The organism is Bradyrhizobium guangdongense, assembly GCF_004114975.1.
Taxonomy (GTDB): Bacteria; Pseudomonadota; Alphaproteobacteria; order Rhizobiales; family Xanthobacteraceae; genus Bradyrhizobium; species Bradyrhizobium guangdongense.
In genome coordinates, this window is sequence record NZ_CP030051.1 from 1,522,261 (window position 1) to 1,542,713 (window position 20,453).

The window sequence follows — 20,453 nt, forward strand, 5'->3', positions numbered from 1 at the left end:
TGGGGTCTCCTTGGGCAATTCCTGTGACTCTCTGGAGTGTCGCTCAACCTGGCCAGATTGATTTTTGTACCATCTTGCATAATATGGAGCGGGTCAAGGATTAAATTGCGATATGGTACAAAAATCGAAGCCGCCATCTACTGCCGACCAATCTCAGCGCCGCGTCGAGCCCAAGCGCCGCGGGCGGCCGCGCGCCTACGAGCCTGATGTCGCTTTGGGCAAGGCGCTCGACCTGTTCCGCCGTCAGGGCTTTGCCGCGACCTCGCTCGACGATCTCAGTGAAGCGACCGGCATGAATCGGCCGAGCCTCTATGGCGCCTTCGGCGACAAGCGCGAGCTCTACATCAAGAGTTACCAACGTTACCGCGAGGATGCGCGGGCCTCGATGACGGCGATCTTCCGCGAGGAGATGCCGCTGCGCCAGCGGCTCGAGCGCATCTTCGCTTCGGCGCTCGACATCTATCTCTCCGGCGACACCGGTCCGCGCGGTTGCTTCACCGTGGTGACCGCGGCATCCGAAGCCGTCGGCGATCCCGAGATCCGGGCCATGGTGCTCGACGGTCTCACCGAACTGGACAAGGCCTTCGCCAATTGCTTCCGCCGCGCAAAGGAGAAGGGCGAATTGCCCGAGAGCGCGGATCCGGCCGCGTTGGCGCAGATCGCATCTGCGACAGTGCACACCGTCGCCATCCGCTCCCGCGCCCGCGTGCCGCGCAAGGAACTGGAAGCGATCGTCAAGGGCGCGATCGACGTGATGGTTGGGGCTAAGCCTTAGCCTTGGTCTGACTAAGCCGCCCGGATCTGCGCGAGAAAACGATCCACCTCGTCGCGCAGGCGCTGCGACTGCTTCGACAGCTCGATCGCCGAAACCAGCACCTCTTCCGCGGCCGTGCCCGTCGCTGCGATGCCGTCGGTGACCCCTGCGATGTTCTGCGAGACCTCGCCGGTGCGCGCGGCGGCCTGCTGGACGTTCTGCGCGATCTCCTGGGTCGCCGTGCCCTGCTGGCCGACGGCCGCCGCGATCGCGGCGGAGATTTCGTCGACTTCGCGGATGGTCGCGCAGATCGACTGGATCCCATTCACCGCGCCTGATGTCTCGCCCTGAACGGCCGTCACCTGCGCGCCGATTTCTTCCGTCGCCTTTGCCGTCTGGGTCGCCAGTGCCTTGACCTCGGATGCGACCACCGCAAAGCCGCGGCCGGCTTCGCCCGCGCGCGCCGCCTCGATCGTCGCATTCAGCGCCAGCAGGTTGGTCTGGCCGGCGATGCCGTTGATGAAGGAGACGACGTCGCCGATTTTTTGCGCGGCATCCGCGAGGCTCTGGACGCGCGCATTCGACGCCTTTCCGTCGCTTGCGGCTTTGCCCACCACTTCGGTCGCGTGCGCCAGGCGACGGCTGATCTCGGCCATCGACGAGGACAATTCCTCCGCCGCAGCCGCCACGGTCTGCACGTTCTCGGAGGCCAGGGCCGAGGCCGACGATACCGTGCGGGTCTGCTGCCGCGACTGCTCGACGATGGCGGACATCGAGCGCGCGGTATGCTCCATCTCGACCGCAGCGGAAGACACCGTGGTGACGACGTCGCGTATGGATGCCTCGAAATTGTCGGCGAGTGCTGCAAAGGCGCGCCGTTTCTCGGCCTCGGACTGCACCTTGGCCTCGAGCTGATCGGCCTGGAGCTTGCTGAAATTGACGGCGTTGTCGCGGAACACACCGACCGCCTTCACCATCGCGCCGACTTCGTCATTCGCCTTGCTCTCGGGAACGGCGACGTCGAGCCGGCCGTCGGCGAGCTCGCGCATCACTGATGTGATCGACAGGATCGGACGCGAGATGCTCCGGGCGATGAGATAGCCGACGAGGGCGGCGAGGATCAGCCCGAGGACGGCGATGCCGATCGCGAGCATCCATGCGCGGTCGGCCGAGCTCACATAATCGGCGTTGTCCATCACCAGCTCGACCGCGCCGAGCGGCTTTCCGGAAAAGTCCTTGATCGGCCCGAGCAGCGCGGCGACCGGCGTGGTGTCGAGCTTGCCCTGGCGCAGCGTGAACTCGCCGGCGGTTGCGCGGCCGTAATCGGCTGGCTCGAAGAAGCTTTTGCCCTTTAGCGTACCGCCGAACAGCTTGAAACCCGAACTGTCGGCGAGATGGAAGGCGATATCGACGTGGCGGTTGAGCTTGAAATCCTCCAGGAAGGACTGGCCGAAGGTCAGGCCGAATTCCACCGAGCCGAGATGCTTGCCTGCTTGCGCGATCGGCACCACGCCGCGGATGCCAAGACCGGCGACGCCGCCTTCGAGGCCGACCACGACCTTGCGTTCCTGATTGGCGTCGACCACGGTTTTGCGGAAGCTCGAGAGGTCGTCGCCGAACTTCGCCGGCTGGTGCACGCGCAGGAAGGACGTCGCGGGCGGCGTATGGAACTGGAACTGCTCGACGCCGTATTCCGATTTGGTGGCAGCGAGCACAGGTCCGAACAGCCGCACCAGGGCCTCGCGGTCTTGCTTGGCCATCGCTTCCTGCGTCGCCGGCATCGCGGCCACGACCGTGCTCATGGCGGCGGCGCGGTGGGACTCTTCGGCGATGCGCGACAGCAGCGCATCATAATGACTGCGCAGTTCCCGTTGGTCGGCGCGGTCGATGATGCCCGCAATGATCCACATCGCGCCGAGCACCGCGATCAGCGCGGTTGCCGCCGCTGTCACGGCGAGCGCAACCGTGATCCGCATCCTGAGGCCAAGGCTGGTCCGCATGTCCGACCCGTTCGTTGAGCGTTGCTTAACAACGGCTATCAACTTCTCGCTAAAAGAGGGTGAACGGGATACCGGCGCAGCGAGAATTGTGGGGGTGAGACGGACGGTGGGAACCACTAACGTTGGGCGGAGCAACCGCCCCGCCTAATATCCCCTCCCGCGATCCACCACGTTCTGCAGCGCGCCGCCCGCCTCGAACGTCGCGATCTGCTCGGCGACATAAGCCGAGATCGCATCCGCATCGGTGTCGGCGGCGTTGTGCGGCGTCAGCACCACCTTGGGATGGGTCCAGAACCGGCTGTCCGCGGGCTGCGGTTCCTGCACAAACACGTCGAGCGAAGCGGCACCCAGCGTGCCGTCGTCGAGACAGGCGAGGATATCGGCCTCGTTCTGCAAACCCCCTCGGCCGGCATTGATCAGCACGGGCGCGCCGAGCGGGCTGGTGCGGTTGAGCTTGGAGAAGACGTCGCGATTGAGGATGCCGTGCGTGTCAGGCGTCAGCGGCAACAGCGACACCAAGATATCAGTCTTGCGCAGGAATGCGTCCATGCCGGCGCTGCCATGAAAGCATTCGACACCCTCGATCGTGCGCGGGCTGCGGCTCCAGCCGATGACACGGAAGCCGAGCCGCCGCAGCACCTCGGCGGCATCGGCACCCAACGTGCCGAGGCCCATGACGCCGACCGCGACTGCGCTCGCAGGCCATTGATATTTCGGCTCCCAGCGCTTGGCGCGCTGACAGTCGCGCAGGTAAAGCTCCTGCCGATGGTGCATCAGCACGTGCAGCACGACATATTCGGTCATGCGGTTGGTGAGATCAGGCACCGCGACGCGCACCAGCGGCACATCAGGCAGGCTCTTGTCGGCCATCAATGCATCGACGCCGGCGCCGAGGTTGAAGATTGCCCGCAGATTGGGGAATGAGCCGAGGTCACCCGGCACCGGCTTCCACACCGCGGCATAGTGCACTTCGGCCGGATCGAGCGAGGCATCGGGCAGCAGCACCACGCGACGGCCGCTGCAGATGGCGTCGAACCGGGCCTTCCAGCGCTCCGGCAGCCAGTTCTGCTGGGTGCTGTTGATCAGGACGGCCAGTGTGCCCATGCTCATTCGAAGTGCCTCGTGGGGTTCCGGTTTCGAAGGCCCTCCTTGGCACGATCCGCCGGATTTTTCTCGCAAATTATTTCCGCAGCCCTGTCGGGGCAGGGCATAGTGGATCGTCTTCACAATAAGCATTCGAGGAAGGTGCTGCCCATGCTTTATGCGATCCTTTGCTATCATGACGAGGACTTCGTCGGCTCCTGGAGCAAGGACCAGGACGAGGCCGTGATGAAGAAGCTCGCCGTGGTGCAGGAGAAGCTCACCCAGCAGGGCCGGCTTGGGCCGGTGGCCCGGCTGCTGCCGACCACCGCGGCGGCGACCTTGCGCAAGGAAGACCCGCCGCTGGTGCTCGACGGTCCGTATGCCGAGACCAAGGAGCAGTTGCTCGGCTTCTACATCGTCGACTGCAAGAACCTGGACGACGCCCTGGACGTCGCGCGCGACCTTGGAGCTGCCAATCCCGGCGGCGCCTATGAGGTGCGTCCCGTCGGCGTGTTCCGGCCCGGAGGAATTTCGGCGTGAGCGACACCGATACCGCCTGGATCGAGACCGCGCTGACCTCGGCGCGACCCCAGGCGGTCGGCGCACTGTTGCGCTATTTCCGCGATCTCGATACGGCCGAGGAAGCCTTTCAGAATGCGTGCCTGCGGGCGCTCAAAACCTGGCCGCAGAACGGACCGCCACGCGATCCCGCAGCCTGGCTGATCATGGTCGGCCGCAACGTCGCGATCGACGAGGTCCGCCGCACCCGCAAGCAGCAGCCGCTGCCCGAGGACGACCAGGCGATCTCCGACCTCGACGATGCCGAAGGCGCGCTCGCCGAGCGGCTCGACGGCTCGCACTACCGCGACGATATCCTGCGGTTGATGTTCATCTGCTGCCATCCGCAATTGCCGGCGACGCAGCAGATCGCGCTGGCGCTGCGCATCGTCTCCGGGCTCACGGTGAAGCAGATCGCGCGCGCCTTCCTGGTCTCGGAGGCCGCGATGGAGCAGCGCATCACCCGCGCCAAGGCCAAGGTCGCGGAGGCGGGGACGCCGTTCGAAGCGCCGGGCGCGATCGAGCGCTCCGAGCGGCTCGCCGGCGTCGCCGCGATGATCTATCTGATCTTCAACGAGGGCTATTCGGCGAGCGGCGACACCGCCGAGATCCGCAAGCCGCTGTGCGAGGAGGCGATCCGGCTGGCGCGGCTGCTGCTCCGGCTGTTCCAGAGCGAGCCGGAGATCATGGGCCTGACGGCGCTGATCCTGTTGCAGCATGCGCGCAGTGCGGCGCGCATTGCCGCGGACGGCTCGCTGATCCTGCTCGACGACCAGGACCGCTCGCTCTGGAACCGCACCATGATCGCGGAGGGTCTCGCGCTGATCGACAAGGCGATCCGCCACCGCCGCAGCGGTCCCTACCAGATCCAGGCCGCGATTGCCGCGCTGCATGCGCGCGCCGCGACGCCCCAGGAGACCGACTGGGCTCAGATCGACCTGCTCTACGGCGCGCTGGAGGTGGTGCAGCCCTCGCCGGTGGTGACGCTCAACCGCGCGGTTGCCGTGTCCAAGGTGCGCGGGCCGCAGGCCGCGCTCGATCTGATCGAGCCGCTGGCCCCGAAGCTTGCCAATTACTTCCATTTCTACGGCGTGCGCGGCGCCTTCCTGATGCAACTCGGCCGTAACGACGAAGCCCGCGTTGCCTTCGACCGCGCCATTGCCCTCGCCAACACCTCGGCCGAGGCCGCCCATATCCGCATGCACATCGATCGCCTGATCCGGGACAGCCAGCCGAAGGGGGCGAGGGCGGGTTAGCCGGTGTCCTTCCCGGCTCATCGCCCCGCGATGCCCCGGAATGACGGTCGACAATGCGGCGAAAAAATCATCTCCAACCTGTCGGCACCCGCCATCTCCCTTCGTCTTCATCCCGTATCGAGGGAGTCATTCATGCTGAAAGCTGTTGCCATTGTCGCTGTCGTGCTTGCGATCGGGATTGCGGGCGTTCTCGTTCTCGCATCGACAAAGCCCGACACGTTCCGGGTGGAGCGCTCACTGGCGCTGAAGGCGCCGGCCGAAGCCGTCTATCCACTCGTCGCCGATTTCCACTTCTGGACCAGCTGGTCGCCCTATGAAGGGCGCGATCCCGCAATGAAGCGGACCTACGGGGGAGCTGCGGCAGGGAAGGGCGCGGCCTATGGCTGGGACGGCAACAACAATGTCGGCGCCGGCCATATGGAGATCCTCGAGGCGAGCACGCCATCGAAGCTCCGCATCAAGCTCGATTTCGAACGCCCCTTCGAGGGGCACAACACCGCCGAGTTCACCTTTGTGCCGCAAGGTGATGCCACACTGGTCACCTGGGCGATGTACGGTCCGGCTCCGTTCATGTCCAAGGTAATGCAGGTCTTCGTCAACATGGACAACATGATCGGCAAGGATTTTGAAACTGGTCTCGCCAGTCTGAAGAAGCTCACCGAGAAGTAATGCGCGTACTGCCCAGAGAAGCAAAAAGGAGAGAAACGATGCTCAACCCCTATCTGTTTTATCAGGACACTTGCGAAGCGGCGTTCAACTTCTACGCCAAGGTTCTCGGCGGCAAGATCGACGCAATGATGCGCGCCTCCGATGCACCACCGGAGATGCCTGCCACGCCCGGTCGCGAGAAGACGATCATGCATGCCCGGATGTCGCTGCCCGATGGCAGCGTGTTGATGGCCTCGGACGCGCCGGGCGAGCATTTTCACAAGCCGCAGGGGTTTTCGATCTCGCTCACGATTGCTGACCCCGCGGAGGGCGAGCGCAAGTTCAACGCGCTCGCCGACGGCGGCAGCGTCACCATGCCCTTCAGCAAGACGTTCTGGGCCAAGGGCTTCGGCATGTGCGTCGACAAGTTTGGTGTTCCCTGGATGGTGAACTGCCCGGCCGAAGGCATGTGACGGGCGGCCGCCTGATGTAGTGAGGTGCGGCTTCCTCTCTTGTCATGAGAGGAGGCTCGCTCTGTCAGCGGATTGATCCGGTCGTGTCCTCGCTCGGCGGCTGGGTGACGCAGATGCGGCAGATCACGAGCTTCGAGCCGAGCTGCCGGTCGTTTTCCGCCTCGATCTCATCGTGGACCGCCCACCATGCGTCGGAATAAGGGCGCAAGGTGGAGAGCACCTTTTGCCGCTCCAGATTGGGATCACTCTCGGGGGCTGCTTGATTGGCGAGGCGCCGTTTTGTGACCGCAGGACGATTGGGGTCCTGACCGAGTCCGTCCCACGCGATGGGCCGACGCTCAGCCGCGGGCGCGCTTGCGCATCCCGCGAGCGCTGCGCAAAAACTAAGCAAGACGAGAATGTGTCGAGCCATGCCGGACCTGTTGTGCGGTACGCCACGCCAATCCGCGTGGAAACTTTGCATTGCGACGCTTAAGCGGGACTTGAGGGAAAACGACGTCGCCGGCATGGCCGAAACGAGATTCGTGCTTTCGTCTTTGAGAACAGCGCGATCGTCTGTGATTCGGCGCGGATCGCATCGCACAACAACTGGCGCAAGATTAGGCTGTGAACTTCGCGCCCGAATCGCTAATCATATTCACAATACCTACAAATTAGGGCGGGCGTGACTTGGAAGGGAGCGACCGATGGCGGCGGCGCTACAAATCAATTTTGCTATGTGGGGCATGCTCATCTGCGCGAGCGTGAAGCTCGCGCCCATGATTCAGGTTGCCTTCCACTAGTGGAACGGCCAGTTCGTGACGACTGTTCGTCGGCACGTGGCGCCGTGCCTCAGCTGATGAAGAGCGCAATCAGCATGAAGCTCATGCCCATCACGACGATCATGGGAACCACAAGGTTGCGCTGTCGCGACGGCCGACGCGACTGAGGGCTTCGCGGTCGCAATGTCTCGCGCACGTGCGATGACGGCTGCGATGGTGCAAGCGAAGCCTTGGCGTCCGAGCCGATGTACTTCACATACAGTTCGAGCAGCCGCAATTCGGACGTCAGGTCGATCAGGCCCTCGCGGTCACGCCGCGTCAGATCCTCGAATTCGAGGGTTTCTTCCGAGCTTAATGCGCCGAGGACGATTCGTCCCTGATCCGACAGGCGGTAGCGAAAATCGATGGCCTCCATATGCGGGCCATTTGAAAATGACTGATCTTGAAAATGTGGAACCATTCTCGTCCGCGGCCGCTCTGCCGAGATGTGACGGTCGCAGTCATTGCGATGCGTGAATCTCTCGGTTTGGCCCACATCATCATAATCGCCACCGAGAAGCTGGAAATCGCGTAAATTGGGCAAGCATTGCGAAGCTGTTGAGCGGATTTCGCGCCGCCGAGGCCGGAATTGCGGAGAATTGCCTAATCGTCGGACAGCAGAGGATTCATTGCAGTCACGCCGCCGCCTGAGGCCGAAATGTCATCGACAGCGCGGGTAGATCGCGGCGAGGTCCCGGCCCTTCAACAGGAGCAGTCGTGAGGTGAGGCCGCCGCGGCGGCTGATCCAGTCGCGGATCGGGCCGGGATAGGCCGCAAGCACGGCTTCGGATGCTTCCGGCTCGGCATAGAAACGCCCGCGCCGGTCGACCGAACGCGCGGCGTGGAAGCCGAGCACGGCGCGCTTGGTGACGCAGATTCGCTCGCCCGGCACGATGCTGAGCACGAGCGTGCACGCCGACAGGCAGGGACCGTCGATCACCACGCGCTCGCCGCTCTCGCGCACCTTCTCGAACAGGTCGAGGAACGGTCCGACTTGTCCGCCCGGGCTTTGGACGATGCGGATCTCGGCGTGGGCCGAGGTGGCGGCGAGCAAAGCTATCGACATGGCGAACAGAGCGAGGCGTCGCATGGCGTCTCCACAAACTCGATCTCGTAGGATGGGCAAAGGCGCATAAGCGCCGCGCCCACGTCGTTTCTCAATCGCCCGCGATGGTGGGCACGTGACGCTTTGCCCACCCTACGAGATTTGTGCCTACCCGTTTCTTCGTTCGCCGCGCAGCGTCGGCAGGCCGATGCCCGCCGCATCGAAGCCGCCATCGACGGCCAAAATTTGGCCGGTGATGTAGCTCGCCCGTTCCGAGCACAGGAAGAAGATCGCCTCGGCGAGTTCCTCCTCCAGACCGTACCGATTGAGCGGGATGGCGTCGTGATAGTCGGCGCGGATCTCCCTGGTGTGCACTTGCTTCGCCATCGCGGTGTCGACCGGCCCGGGCGCGACCGCGTTGACGCGGATGTTGAGCGAGGCTAGCTCGACCGCGAGCTGCTTGGTGAGGTGCGCGAGCCCGGCCTTGCTGGTGCCGTAGGCCGAACGCAGCGTCGAGGCGCGAACGGCCGAAATCGAGGTGATGTTGACGATGGCGCCGCCGCCCTGCTCGCGCATCAGCGGCACGGCCGCCTTGGTGCAGAGGAAAGGACCGGTGAGATTGACCGTCATGATCCTGTTCCAGTCGGCGTCGCTGGTTTCCAGCACAGGCGCGAACACGGCGACGCCGGCATTGTTGATGAGAGCATCGAGCCGGCCGAAGCGGCTCATCACCGCGGCCATCGCAGATGCCACGGCGGCTGCGTCGGATACGTCGCAGGTGATCGCCAGCGTGGTGTCGGGACTTTGCAGCGCTGCTGCTGCGCTGGCCTGCTGCTCTCCGGCGATATCGAGCAGCGCCACGCGCCATCCTTCGGCGAGGAAGCGTTTCGCCGTGGCCAGCCCGATCCCGCGGGCGGCACCGGTGACGAGGGCAACTTTGGCCGGGGAGGAGGTCATGACGCGGTCCTTTGCTCGGACCTGCGGCATGACAGTTTAGTTGGTCCCACGCAAGGGATCGCAGGGATCAGAATTGGGGGCCGACATATCTGAGACGGCCGATGTCGGATTGTCCTTGCTCAGGAAATTCAAGCGTCGGCGTGACATGGCCGACAAGGATGCCGGCCGACACGGCCGTCTTGATGTATTTCGTCTCCCCCGCGGCTAATTGGAACGTCACCGCGTTTTCGACTTCGGTTGTCGTTGTCACGACGTATTTCCCCGGGGGACGATCGACAAAAGTGAACCCGCCAGGCACCGACCTGCCGACCACTTCGTTGTTCATCCGAATCTCGGGTTGAACAGCGTACCCGGCAAATTCGCCAGGCCGGATGAAGTAAACTCTGCCAAGACCTGGCCTTAGCGGTGGAAGTTGGAGAGGCGGTTCATCAAGGCCTCGTGGGCTCGCGCAACTCGCCAACAAAAATCCGACAAGCAAAAGGGCCAGCGCCCCGACCTTCGACTTCATATGCCCCCGTCCTATATATTGGAGCGCCCAGCTCCAAGTCGGCGGCAAACGGCGAATGGCTAGCAATTGCCTCGCTGTTTCCGCGCCCCCCAAGGCTCAATTAGGCATACACGCACTGATTGTGCAATCGTTTTCCGATCGGAAGGCCGATACCGATGACGTGCCGATATGGGGTCCTCTCGGGCACGGATCCGAGCGGGCGAGCCGCAGTGGCGTCCGAAATAATTTCACGGGCATGTCGGCTTTGGAGGACGCCGTTCGTCTTACAAGGAAACGACGAAGCTAGTGAGGAACCGCATGCGATTCATGATGCTGATGATCCCGCTCGGCTATGAGACCGCGCCGGCCGACGTGCAGTTCGATCCCGAGCGGGTTGCCGCGATGATGCGCTACAGCGAGGATCTGAAGAATGCCGAGGTGCTGATCACCTTGGATGGCTTGCATCCACCGTCGATGGGTGCGCGCGTCTCGTTTGCGAGCGGCGCGCCTGTCGTGACCGACGGTCCCTTTGCGGAAGCCAAGGAAGTGCTGGGCGGCTACTGGATGATCGAGGTCGGCTCGCGCGATGAGGCCATCGCCTGGGCGAAGAAGTGCCCGGCCGCGGCCAACGAGATCATCGAGATCCGCCAGGTGCAGGAAATGGCCGACGTCCCGTCCGATCTGCAGGCCGCCGCCGCCGGTTTCGCGATTTGAAGACGTAAACAAGGAGAGAACCAATGAGCACCGACACCTATCTCGCCGTATTCCTCGGCAGCAAGACTAGCCCGAAATGGACTGCGTGGAATGCGATGTCCGAGGCCGAGCGAAAGGCGAAGGAACAGGAAGGCATGGCGGCCTGGAAGAGCTGGGTCGAAAAGCACCAGGGCGCCATCCAGGCGATGGGCGGTCCGCTCGGCAAGACCAAGAAGGTCGACGGAGGGGGCGTCACCGACATCGCCAACGAGATGGGCGCCTTCACCGTGGTCCGCGCCGCCTCGCACGAAGCGGCTGCAAAGATGTTCGAGAACCATCCGCATTTCGCGATTTTCCCCGGTGAGCGTGTCGAGATCATGCCGGTGCTGCCGATCCCGGGCGGTTAGGCGGTTTCGTCATTCCGGGGTGGTCCGCAGGACTGAGCCCGGAATCTCGAGATTCCGGGTTCGATGCTGGCGCATCGCCCCGGAATGACGGGGGAGAGATAGTGACCTTCACCGCCGGCTCATGTAAAAGTCGTTCACATGAGCTGGCGCAAGGAGCAGCGCCGCGCCGAGCGCGGCTATCACCACGGCAATCTGAAGGAAGCACTTCTGCAGGCCGCCCTCGGGCTGATCGCCGAGAAGGGCGCGGCCGGCTTTACCTTTGCCGATGCCGCACGCATGGCCGGCGTCAGCGCCGCGGCGCCTTACCGGCATTTTCGCGATCGGGATGAATTGTTGTCCTCGATCGCCCAGCGCGGGTTCGAGCAGTTCGAAGCACGTCTCACCGCAGCTTGGGACGACGGGCGCCCCGACACCGTCACCGCGTTCGAGCGCGTCGGCCGGGCCTATCTCGCCTTCGCCCGCGAGGAGCCGGCATTCTACAATGCGATGTTCGAATCCGGCCTGCCGGTCGATGCCAATCCGGCGCTGCAGGCCGCAAGCGAACGCGCCTTTAACATTATTCGCGCTGCCGCCGAGCGGCTCGCGGCGCTCGCGCCGCCGGGCATGCCGCGTCCGCCGGCGATGATGATGGCGCTGCACATCTGGTCGATGTCGCACGGCGTCGCCTCGTTGTTCTCGCGCGGCGATGCGGCGCGACGAAAGCTGCCGATGTCGCCGGACGAGCTGCTCGAGGCCGAGGTGCTGATCTATCTGCGCGGCCTCGGCTTCCCAACCGATCGCCGGCCGGCGGGCAAGGGCGCCGAGCCGCCCCCGGTGCCGCCGGAGGCCTCCTCCGGTTCTGGCGTGCCGCCCGGCGGTCCTTGGGGCAAGCCGAAAATAAAATTGCGCAAATAATCTCGAGACCGTGTCTGGCGGCCAGCTTGACAAAATCGTGGGATGGTCTAGCTATGTAAATGTTATTTACATTCACAACGGCGCTGATGCCGTGATGGAGAAGGGAAATGGCCTACACCGCTGATGTCAATCGCTGGCGCGGCCCCTCGGACCAATACCAATCCTACGAGCGGCCCCGCATGCTCGATACGCCCTGGCATCCTGGCTGGATTGCCGTGACCATCCTCGGCTTCATCATCTGGTGGCCGATCGGACTTGCCCTTCTCTTTTTCACACTCGGGAGCAGAAGAATGTCGTGCTGGAGCAATCAGGATCGCTGGCAGAACAAGATGGAGCGGATGCAGTTCAAGATGGACCGCATGCGCGACCGCATGGAGCGCCGCGGCTTCGGCTTTGGTTTCGGCCCGCCGTCCTCCGGCAACCGCGCCTTCGACGAGTACCGCTCTGAAACGCTGCGCCGTCTCGAGGAAGAGCAGGTCGAGTTCAAGAACTTCCTCGATCGTCTGCGTCACGCCAAGGACAAGGAAGAGTTCGACCAGTTCATGGCCCAGCACAAGACGCGTCCGACGCCGCCGCCGGCCGACCAGCAGCAAGGCTGAGACCTCTCAAAGCCTTCAGGCGCATGCCCCCAAAGTCCTGATGGCCCCGAGCCGCCCGCCCGCGCACCGCGCAGGCGGGCGGTTTGGTTTTCGGTGACAGAATCTGCGCGCTCCTTGCGGTTCGTCGGGACCAGGTCGAGATCGCTGAAGGCGGTCGGTCAGCGCCGGCTGAAACGTCCGGCTCCTGTTTGCGTTCAATGTATTGGAGGTGTGGCCTCTCCGTTGAACGCCGCGCGATTCCTGCCGCGCCTCCTCGCCATCCGCTCCTGCGAACCGAGGCCTCGATGACAAAACACCGTCTGTTGATTGCGACGTCTCTCTGTGCCTGCCTGGTTGCCCTCCCTTTGTTCGCCGCCATTGCTATGCAGGGCGACGAGTCTCAGGCCGCCGATCTCGGCTTGATCGGGGGTGTCATCCAGCTCGTGAATCGCAACTATGTCCATCCGATCGGTTCGGATGAGCTGACCAAGGACGTGCTCAAGGGCATGCTCAACCGGCTCGACCCGCACTCCGATTACATGGACGAGGGTGAATTCAAGCAGTCTCAGGCCGACATGGCGGGCCGATTCGGCGGTTTGGGCATCCAGATAAGCGAACAGGACGGCTTGCCGAAGGTCATTTCGCCGATTGACGGCACACCTGCGGCGCGTGCCGGAATCGAGCCGGGTGACCAGATCCTTCTGATCGACCACGTCAGCGCGCGGGGCATGCCTCTGAGCAAGGTGGTCGCGGTGTTGCGCGGCAATCCGGGCTCGAGCGTGACACTGACGCTGCTCCGCGGCAAACAGGAGCCGCTGGAGGTCACCTTGACGCGGGAAATCATCAATGTGGAATCGGTCAAGTGGAAGCTGGAGCCGGACGGCGTGGGCTACGTTCGCATCAGCCAGTTCGGCGAAGACACCTCCAGCGGATTCAAGAGCGCGCTAGAAAAACTTCAACGCGAGTCCAGTGGCAAGCTGAAAGGACTCCTGGTCGATCTGCGCAACGATCCGGGCGGACTGCTGACGGCTGCCATCGACGTCGCGGGCGACCTGCTCGACGGCGGCACGGTGGTGAGCATCCGTGGGCGGGATGCCAGCGAGAACCACAGCTTTGCCGCACCCGGCCACGGCGACATGCTGGCCGGGGTTCCGGTTGTGGTGCTCATCAACGGCGCTTCCGCCTCGGCATCGGAAATCGTAGCCGGCGCTTTACAGGACCGTCATCGCGCCACGGTGATGGGCACCCAGAGCTTTGGCAAGGGATCGGTGCAGACTGTGATCCCGCTGAAGGGGCATGGTGCGGTCAGGTTGACGACAGCGCTCTATTACACGCCGTCCGGTCGCTCGATCCAAGATGAAGGGATTGCGCCCGACGTCGTAGCGGAGGCGCCCAAGGATCAGCAGATCGCGGGTGGAGCAGTGCTGCGGGAAAGCTCGCTCACCGGCGCGCTTGCCAACCCGGGCTCGCTCAACGGGAGCCCGGCGCAGGCGCAAACCGGCCAGGCTAAGCCTATCTCGTCACCACCGATCAAGGCGGAGCTGATCGGGAAGCCCGACGACGCGCAACTCAAGCTGGCGCTGGCCTATCTCGATCACAGCAATCAAAGCAACGGGCAGGCGCGGTGAGGTGGAGGAGGGCGCGCCTGTGAGACTCAGGCGCACGCCGTTTGGCCGGGCCATGGTCTTTCAGATCACCTTGGCCACCCGGGCGCGAACCGAAGTCAGAAAATGTTCGTAGGCGTGATCGACGATTTCGTTGAGCGATCGCGTTCGCGCAAACATCGATCGAGCCTCCGCGAGAAACTCCTCGCGGCTCGGTAACTTCGGCAGATGCAGATGCGTCAGCGCGTCGACGCCTTCATGGGCCCGGTTGAGGATATCGTGCAGCGACGGCAGTTGCAGTTGGGCGCGATCAGCCCGGTGCAGCGCCGACGAGATCGCGTGCGCCAGAGCGTGCGCATCGAACCGCCCGGCGAGGTCGCGGGCGGCCCGCTTGATGACGCGGGCGCCGAGCGGCTGCTCGTTGCGCAGCACCAGCTCGGGCGGCGCCTTCATGTTCCAGACGATTCCGGACCAGGACAGGACCTTTAGCACATAGTAGGTCACGTCGACTTCCCACCAGCGAAAGCCCTGTCGGACGCTGCTCTGGTAGGCGTGGTGATTGTTGTGCCAGCCTTCGCCCAAGGTGAGCAGCGCCAGCAGCCAGTTGTTGCGGGAATCGTCACCCGTCACGTAGCGCTTGCGTCCATGCACATGGGCGAGCGAATTGATGCAAAAGGTCGCGTGGTAAAGCAGCACGGTGCTCCACAGGAAGCCGACGACAAGACCCGACCATCCCGCCACCAGGAAGCAGAGCACCGCAAGCGTCGCGGCCGGCAGCAGCTCCAGCCGATGCAGCCACATCAGCTCCGGATAGTCGGTGAGATCGCCGACCTTGACGAGATCGGTCGCGTCGTGCTGCCGGTGAAAGATCCAGCCGACATGGCTGTAGAGGAAGCCGCGGTGACGCGGTGAATGCACGTCGTGTTCAGTATCGGAATGCAGATGATGGTGCCGATGCTTGGCCGCCCACCACAGCACGCTCTTCTGTGCGCTGCTCTGTGCGACGCAGGCCAGGATGAATTGAAACACCCGGCTGGTCGCAAAAGCCCGATGGGAGAAATAGCGGTGGTAGCCGGCCCCGATTCCGAACATGCGCACGACATAGAGCGAACCGCAGATCGCAAGCGCCTGCCAGGTGATTCCCGACCAGATCGCCGCGACGCAGCCGAGATGGACCAGCAGGAACGGCACGGCGGAGGGGTACATGATGTCGTCGTGGTGGTCGTCGGCGGGCGCGTGGGTCGGCATATCTTGGCGTAACCTCGGGTAACGGTATCTGGGATCTGCTTCGGCCCGGCCGAAGGCAATCGGGTACGAAAAACCCGCGGATGGCGGACCACCGCGGGGTCTGGACGATATGGTTTGCGTGCACATCCCCGGCCGATGCAGCATCAGCCGGAAATTTGCGGGACTATATGGTCGCGGACGTCTGGCATACAAGCTCGTAGCCTTACGGAGCTCAGATGGCCCGTAACGATTCGCAGCTCTCGGCAGTGGCGTGGCTGCGGCTTGAGGCGCTGTTCGCTCAAGCGGCGCGGCGGTGACTCTGGCCGCCATGATGCGGCGTGACCGGCTCCGAGCTGGTCTGGCCCGGCGCGTCCAGCACGGCGACGTGATGGCGGTAGACCATCTCCCAGCCCTTCCATCCCGTGAACAGGAGGATGCCGACGACGATCAGGGAGAGCACCACGCCCCACGGCTTGATCGCGGCCTCGGTGCCCTGCGCGTAGCGCAGATAGAAATTGACCAGGGCCAGCACGACCGCGGCAAGGTTGCCGACCATGTGGTACCAGGCATCGTTGAGGCTGCGAATGCGGGCATCATTGAAGAAGTCCGTGAAGCCGGCTGCTGCCGCGATCAGCGCCATGACGATGCCGGCGCCGATCAGCCACATGGCGGCGCGAGCCCAGAAGGCGTCGCCGGTTCCGATAAACGCCAGGTCGGCAATGGGCGCGCCGACCAGGAACGCCACGGGGAAGGGGATGATCATGGGGTGGAGTGGATGGTCGCCGATGGCGGCGGTCGTCTTGGGGTTGATGCTCATGGCAAATCCTCGCCAAAAGTGATTTTCGGGATAATTTGCCGGCGGGAGCACTGGTTCCTGCGAGCGGGTAGCAGCCAGGGATGAAGCGGAACTCTCGTGTCCCCATCCCCCTGTGTCGCCTTGCTTTCCCGGAACCAAATTCGTCCCTGGTAACCCGGCATTAACTATCGCCGGGCTCTGGTATTTATGGACAATCGCGCCCGGAGCCGTCGTCGAGGCCCATAGTTTTGACATCTTGGCAGGGAATGCAGGCGGCGGCTTTGGACGAGCCCCTGCATCCCAGAAAGACAAGGCTTTGAGCGGGCTTGCCGGCCGCGCCGGTTCTAGCGCGGCTAAAGGGGAACCGGACGCCATTTGGCCGACCGGGACATAGGTAACGATCGCCTTGAGAGGATATTTTAGATGAATCCGGCCGACGTGGCTCAATCCGCCCTTCCGGTTGCCGCCTCCGCCGACGTGTCGCTGATCGCGCTGTTCTGGCAGGCTCACTGGATCGTGAAATGCGTCATGCTGGGCCTGTTGTCCTGCTCGGTCTGGGTCTGGGCGATCGCGATCGACAAGATCTTCCTTTACGCGCGCACGCGGCGTTCGATGGATCGGTTCGAGCAGGCATTCTGGTCCGGCGAGTCGATCGAGGAGCTCTATCGCACGCTCTCGGCCAAGCCGACCCATTCGATGGCGGCCTGCTTCGTCGCCGCGATGCGCGAGTGGAAGCGCTCGTTCGAGAGCCACGCCCGCTCGGTCGCGGGCCTGCAGATGCGCATCGACAAGGTCATGAACGTCTCGATCGCCCGCGAGGTCGAGCGGCTTGAGCGCCGCCTTCTGGTGCTCGCGACCGTCGGCTCCGCCGGACCCTTTGTCGGCCTGTTCGGCACGGTCTGGGGCATCATGTCGAGCTTTCAGTCGATCGCGGCGTCGAAAAATACCTCTCTGGCGGTGGTGGCGCCCGGTATCGCGGAAGCGCTGTTTGCGACCGCGGTTGGCCTTATCGCCGCCATTCCTGCCACTATCTTCTACAATAAGTTCACCTCCGAGGTGAACCGGCAGGCCCAGCGGCTCGAGGGCTTCGCTGATGAATTTTCGGCCATCCTGTCCCGCCAGATCGACGAGCGGGGCTGACGGGCGGCATGTATAGTGTGAAGGCGAGATTGGGCACCAAGCCATGGGCATGAACGTTGCGAGCTCGTCCGGAGGCGGCGGCCGTCGCAGCCGGCGCAAGCCGGTCATGGCCGAGATCAACGTCACGCCGATGGTCGACGTGATGCTGGTGCTGCTCATCATTTTCATGGTGTCGGCGCCGTTGCTCACCGTGGGCGTGCCGCTCGACCTGCCGCAGACCCAGGCCAAGAGCCTCGACCAGAACGACCAGAAGCCGCTCCAGATGTCGGTCGACATCAAGGGCAAGGTGTTCATCAACGACACCGAGGTCGCGCTGACCGATCTGATCCCGAAGCTGAAGGCGATCACGGACGCGCGTGGCGGGCTAGAGGAACGCATCTATCTGCGCGCCGACAAGAAGGCGGATTACGGCACGGTGGCGCGGGTGATGGGCCTGTTGTCCGGCGCCGGGTTCAAGAAGCTGGCGCTCGTCACGGAAGCGGATCAGGGATCCTAAGCCGGTGAAGGTGAACGTCGACAAGACACTCGTTGCGTCGATTGCCCTCCACGTCCTCGTGCTGGGATGGGGGCTGCTGACCTTCAGCAGCAAAGCCTTCATCGCGCCGGAAGAGTCGCTTCCGATCGACATCATCTCCAGCGACCAGCTGGCGCAGATCACCAACGGGCAGAAGACCGGCAAGAAAGAAGAGCCGAAGCCCAAGGTCGAGAAGATCGCCGAGGCCAAGCCCGAGGAAGACGCCGTCGGCAAGGTCACCGAGAAGAAAGAGCTGATCAAGACCAACTCGACCCCCGATACGCCGCCGCCGAAGCCCGTCGAAAAGCCGGTCGAGAAGAAGCCCGATCCGCCGAAGCCGGTCGCCGAGACCAAGCCGAAGGAAGAGCCGAAGCCGCAGGAAAAGAAGCCTGATCCGGCCAAGGAAGATCCGATCGCGGAGCTGCAAAAGAAGCTGGAGACCAAGAAGCCGCCGCCGAAGCCGGTGGAGCAGAAGGTCGCGGCGGTGCAGCCGCAGCAGCAACCGAAGCCGAAGGAGCGTACCTTCGATCCCGCGCAGATTGCCCGCGACCTCGACAAGCGGGCCGCGACCCGGCACGAACTTGCCGGCTCGGCGCTGAATGCGTCGGCCTCGCTGGGCTCGACTTCAGGGACAGCCGCTACCAATGTCGCGACCTGGCAAGGTGCGTTCCAGGGCGCAGTCAAGCGCTGCTTCACGCCGACCTATAACGGGCAGGATGCCAACCAGTACGAAGCCGACATCGACATTCCCATGAGGATCGACGGATCGCTCGCGTCCGAGCCCGTCATCGTCGCGGTGCGCGGACCGTCGCGGTCGATCGCCCAGGCGGTGGCGGAGAGCGCCAAGCGCGCGATCGTGCAGTGCCAGGTCTATTCGTTCCTGCCGAAGCAGCAATACGACAGCTGGAAGGTCATTCCCATGACCTTCGGCCTTAAAGACATGTTGTGACATCCGAACAAAAGAATTTTGCGATGAATGACGTCCGATCGATGAACCGCCGCCGCTTCATGACCCTGACGGGATCGACGCTCGCGATGCTCGGGGGCGGACATGCCTTGGCTCAAGGCCAGCCGCGGCTTCGCATCGATCCCACCGAGTTCCGCCCGATCCCGATCGCGGTCACGAATTTCGTGCCGGGCACGCCGGCCGACGGCGATGTCAGCAACGGCGTCACGCAGGTCATCACCAACAATCTGAAGCGCTCGGGACTGTTTGCCCCGATCGATCAGGCCGCCTTCATCGAGCGCATCAGCAACATCGACGTCGCCCCGCAATTCCAGAACTGGAAAACCCTCAACGCCCAGGCCCTCGTCACCGGCCGCATGACGCGACAGCCGGACGGCCGGCTCAAGGCCGAATTTCGCCTGTGGGACGTCGTCACCGGCCAGCAGCTCGCGGGCCAGCAATATTTCACCTCGCCGGAATATTGGCGCCGGATCGCTCACATCATCTCCGACCAGATCTACGAGCAGATGACCGGCGAGAAGGGCTATTTCGACAGCCGCGTCGTGTTCGTCGACGAGTCCGGGCCGAAGGAGCGCCGCGTCAAGCGGCTCGCGATGATGGACCAGGACGGCGCCAATGTGCGCTATCTCACCCGCGGCTCCGACCTCGTGCTCACGCCGCGCTTCTCGCCGAACTCGCAAGAGATCACCTATATGGAGTTCGGTCAGGGCGATCCGAAGGTCTATCTCTTCAACATCGAAACCGGCCAGCGCGAGATCGTCGGCAACTTCCCCGGCATGACCTTTGCGCCGCGCTTCTCGCCGGACGGCCAGCGCGTCATCATGAGCCTGCAGCAGGGCGGCAATTCCAACCTGTTCGTGATGGATCTGCGCTCGCGCTCGACCACGCGTCTCACCGACACGCCGGCGATCGACACCTCACCGTCCTACTCGCCTGATGGTACCCGCATCTGCTTCGAATCCGATCGCGGCGGCCGGTCGCAGATCTATGTGATGGCGGCGGGCGGCGGACAGGCGCAGCGCATCTCCTTCTCCAAGGACGACAACAACGCCACCTATTCGACGCCGGTGTGGTCACCGCGCGGCGATTACATCGCCTTCACCCGGCAGGGCGGCGGCCAATTCTCGATCGGCGTCATGAAGCCTGACGGCAGCGGCGAGCGGCTGCTCACGTCAGGCTTCCACAATGAAGGCCCGACCTTCTCGCCGAACGGCCGCGTGGTGATGTTCTTCCGCGATCCCGGCGGCAATTCCGGACCGTCGCTGTTCAGCGTCGATATCTCCGGTCGCTTTGAACAGAAGGTTCCGACGCCGGGCTTCGCCTCCGATCCGGCATGGTCGCCGCTGCTCTCGGCGACGGCGGGCCAGTAGATCGATCGCGCGCCGCAACGCGCGATCTTCTCGAAAAAACAAAGCCGATTTTCCGCTTTCTGCGAACGCGGCAAGGTTTCCTTCACCTTGCGCTCGGCAAGGCTTGCCTAGCTGCTTGATTTTTCAGCAGAAATATCTTCGCTATTGCCGAAAAACAACTCGACTTTAACGATGTTCCCTCAGAAAGGCTTCATCTGGTCTG

At 63.7% G+C, this 20,453-nt stretch carries 23 protein-coding genes; 14 read left to right on the forward strand and 9 right to left on the reverse strand.

The features are described from left to right. The first annotated feature begins 112 nt into the window (after positions 1–112). Complete coding sequence (locus tag X265_RS07280; protein WP_128964196.1) at positions 113–775, forward strand: TetR/AcrR family transcriptional regulator; 663 nt, start codon at positions 113–115, stop codon at positions 773–775. Between the two features lie 11 nt (positions 776–786). Here X265_RS07280 and X265_RS07285 read toward each other — a convergent pair whose 3' ends face one another. Together X265_RS07285 and X265_RS07290 are read right to left on the reverse strand one after the other, a co-directional pair. Further along, positions 787–2,754: a methyl-accepting chemotaxis protein gene (locus X265_RS07285; RefSeq protein WP_164938458.1), complete on the reverse strand. Its 1,968-nt coding sequence runs from the start codon at positions 2,752–2,754 to the stop codon at positions 787–789. Between the two features lie 144 nt (positions 2,755–2,898). After that, positions 2,899–3,864: a 2-hydroxyacid dehydrogenase gene (locus tag X265_RS07290; protein ID WP_128964197.1), complete on the reverse strand. Its 966-nt coding sequence runs from the start codon at positions 3,862–3,864 to the stop codon at positions 2,899–2,901. A 144-nt stretch (positions 3,865–4,008) separates the two neighbouring features. On the opposite strand from X265_RS07290, the gene X265_RS07295 reads away from it, so the two are divergent. The 4 genes from X265_RS07295 (at position 4,009) to X265_RS07310 (ending at position 6,772) form a co-directional block, all read left to right on the forward strand. Beyond that, positions 4,009–4,377 carry a YciI family protein gene (locus tag X265_RS07295; protein WP_092293391.1) on the forward strand — a complete coding sequence of 123 codons (369 nt, stop codon included), beginning with the start codon at positions 4,009–4,011 and terminating at the stop codon, positions 4,375–4,377. After that, positions 4,374–5,651: an RNA polymerase sigma factor gene (locus tag X265_RS07300; protein ID WP_128964198.1), complete on the forward strand. Its 1,278-nt coding sequence runs from the start codon at positions 4,374–4,376 to the stop codon at positions 5,649–5,651. The genes X265_RS07295 and X265_RS07300 overlap by 4 nt, the downstream gene beginning before the upstream one ends. A gap of 132 nt (positions 5,652–5,783) precedes the next feature. Further along, on the forward strand, positions 5,784–6,320 hold the full coding sequence (locus tag X265_RS07305) for an SRPBCC family protein (protein WP_128964199.1): 537 nt from the start codon (positions 5,784–5,786) through the stop codon (positions 6,318–6,320). A 38-nt stretch (positions 6,321–6,358) separates the two neighbouring features. Then, positions 6,359–6,772 (forward strand): VOC family protein, encoded by a 414-nt coding sequence (locus X265_RS07310; RefSeq protein WP_128964200.1) that lies wholly within the window; start codon positions 6,359–6,361, stop codon positions 6,770–6,772. A gap of 64 nt (positions 6,773–6,836) precedes the next feature. Here X265_RS07310 and X265_RS07315 read toward each other — a convergent pair whose 3' ends face one another. From X265_RS07315 to X265_RS07335, 5 genes are all read right to left on the reverse strand, one after another. Beyond that, positions 6,837–7,184, reverse strand: coding sequence for a hypothetical protein (locus X265_RS07315; RefSeq protein ID WP_128969165.1), 348 nt, complete (start codon positions 7,182–7,184; stop codon positions 6,837–6,839). Between the two features lie 419 nt (positions 7,185–7,603). Continuing rightward, a complete protein-coding gene (locus tag X265_RS07320; RefSeq protein ID WP_128969166.1) occupies positions 7,604–7,948 on the reverse strand; it encodes a hypothetical protein in 345 nt (114 codons plus the stop codon). Between the two features lie 285 nt (positions 7,949–8,233). Next, entirely contained in the window at positions 8,234–8,662 is a 429-nt protein-coding gene (locus tag X265_RS07325) for a hypothetical protein (RefSeq protein WP_128964201.1), read from the reverse strand. Positions 8,663–8,785: 123 nt separating this feature from the next. After that, on the reverse strand, positions 8,786–9,574 hold the full coding sequence (locus X265_RS07330) for an SDR family NAD(P)-dependent oxidoreductase (protein WP_128964202.1): 789 nt from the start codon (positions 9,572–9,574) through the stop codon (positions 8,786–8,788). 67 nt (positions 9,575–9,641) lie between these two features. Beyond that, positions 9,642–10,082, reverse strand: a complete 441-nt coding sequence (locus X265_RS07335) for a DUF2846 domain-containing protein (protein ID WP_128964203.1) — start codon at positions 10,080–10,082, stop codon at positions 9,642–9,644. Between the two features lie 297 nt (positions 10,083–10,379). Here X265_RS07335 and X265_RS07340 point away from each other — a divergent pair, with 297 nt between their 5' ends. From X265_RS07340 to X265_RS07360, 5 genes are all read left to right on the forward strand, one after another. Then, positions 10,380–10,775, forward strand: a complete 396-nt coding sequence (locus X265_RS07340) for a YciI family protein (RefSeq protein ID WP_128964204.1) — start codon at positions 10,380–10,382, stop codon at positions 10,773–10,775. A 23-nt stretch (positions 10,776–10,798) separates the two neighbouring features. Further along, complete coding sequence (locus tag X265_RS07345) at positions 10,799–11,161, forward strand: YciI family protein (protein WP_128964205.1); 363 nt, start codon at positions 10,799–10,801, stop codon at positions 11,159–11,161. Positions 11,162–11,299: 138 nt separating this feature from the next. Continuing rightward, positions 11,300–12,055 carry a TetR/AcrR family transcriptional regulator gene (locus X265_RS07350; RefSeq protein WP_128964206.1) on the forward strand — a complete coding sequence of 252 codons (756 nt, stop codon included), beginning with the start codon at positions 11,300–11,302 and terminating at the stop codon, positions 12,053–12,055. A gap of 107 nt (positions 12,056–12,162) precedes the next feature. Continuing rightward, on the forward strand, positions 12,163–12,654 hold the full coding sequence (locus X265_RS07355) for a DUF2852 domain-containing protein (protein ID WP_128964207.1): 492 nt from the start codon (positions 12,163–12,165) through the stop codon (positions 12,652–12,654). Positions 12,655–12,938: 284 nt separating this feature from the next. Next, positions 12,939–14,261 carry a S41 family peptidase gene (locus X265_RS07360; protein ID WP_128964208.1) on the forward strand — a complete coding sequence of 441 codons (1,323 nt, stop codon included), beginning with the start codon at positions 12,939–12,941 and terminating at the stop codon, positions 14,259–14,261. Positions 14,262–14,321: 60 nt separating this feature from the next. Here the strand turns inward: X265_RS07360 and X265_RS07365 are convergent, their stop codons facing one another. Together X265_RS07365 and X265_RS07370 are read right to left on the reverse strand one after the other, a co-directional pair. Next, complete coding sequence (locus X265_RS07365; protein WP_128964209.1) at positions 14,322–15,485, reverse strand: acyl-CoA desaturase; 1,164 nt, start codon at positions 15,483–15,485, stop codon at positions 14,322–14,324. 277 nt (positions 15,486–15,762) lie between these two features. Then, positions 15,763–16,281 (reverse strand): DUF2231 domain-containing protein, encoded by a 519-nt coding sequence (locus X265_RS07370; protein WP_128964210.1) that lies wholly within the window; start codon positions 16,279–16,281, stop codon positions 15,763–15,765. Positions 16,282–16,683: 402 nt separating this feature from the next. Between X265_RS07370 and tolQ the strand changes: the two genes are divergently transcribed. The 4 genes from tolQ to tolB are packed head-to-tail and all read left to right on the forward strand — an operon-like array spanning position 16,684 to position 20,251. Beyond that, entirely contained in the window at positions 16,684–17,400 is a 717-nt protein-coding gene (gene tolQ, locus X265_RS07375; protein WP_027532430.1) for a protein TolQ, read from the forward strand. A 43-nt stretch (positions 17,401–17,443) separates the two neighbouring features. Then, positions 17,444–17,896, forward strand: coding sequence for a protein TolR (gene tolR, locus X265_RS07380; RefSeq protein WP_128964211.1), 453 nt, complete (start codon positions 17,444–17,446; stop codon positions 17,894–17,896). Between the two features lie 4 nt (positions 17,897–17,900). Continuing rightward, complete coding sequence (locus X265_RS07385; protein ID WP_128964212.1) at positions 17,901–18,863, forward strand: protein TolA; 963 nt, start codon at positions 17,901–17,903, stop codon at positions 18,861–18,863. Positions 18,864–18,904: 41 nt separating this feature from the next. Next, positions 18,905–20,251: a Tol-Pal system beta propeller repeat protein TolB gene (tolB, locus tag X265_RS07390; protein WP_128969167.1), complete on the forward strand. Its 1,347-nt coding sequence runs from the start codon at positions 18,905–18,907 to the stop codon at positions 20,249–20,251. The last annotated feature ends 202 nt before the right edge of the window (positions 20,252–20,453 follow it).